Genomic DNA, 504 nt, shown 5'->3' on the forward strand with positions numbered 1-504 from the left:
TTTTGGTTGCGTGGGTAAAGCGAGGGAAGGTAAACACAGCGAGAAAACCAATCAACATGCTAAACGTAAAATGCAGCGTGCTTGAGCCTCCAACATAGTTTTCCATATTCAGATAAACGGCATGATTTAGCTCTGAACTCTTCCACAAAGAAAGGCCGATTGTCAGTAGAGATATAGAAATAAAACCTAAACGTGCGATCGTCGAAGTCATCGTTACCCCACAGGAAAGAAGCCTAAATAGCGTTTTACAAAATAGAGCGCGGCAAGGTTTTGGATCGCCATGCCGATCGCCATTGCCCATGCGGCCCCCAGAACGCCGTAGCTTTGGCTAAGAAAAACCAAAAGAGCGATGGAAATAGTGCCTGAACAAATCGTGATGTATTTCATCGTTCTCTCATGGCCACTCATTAGCAATAAAAATCCTACCGAACCAGTGGCGATATTGACCATCTGCCCTAAAGAAAGGACAACTAACAGCGGAGCTGCCGCAAGAAATTCATCACC

1 protein-coding gene and 1 pseudogene are annotated in these 504 nt (G+C 45.2%); both read right to left on the reverse strand.

From position 1 onward, the window contains the following. Window positions 1–211: pseudogene (locus R8N49_RS30890) on the reverse strand (VanZ family protein); the annotation flags it as partial. 2 nt (window positions 212–213) lie between these two features. Further along, window positions 214–504: polysaccharide biosynthesis C-terminal domain-containing protein (locus R8N49_RS30895; protein WP_318190921.1), on the reverse strand; the 291-nt coding region annotated here is incomplete at its 5' end.

The sequence above is a fragment of the Vibrio sp. 1978 genome (genome assembly GCF_033344345.1).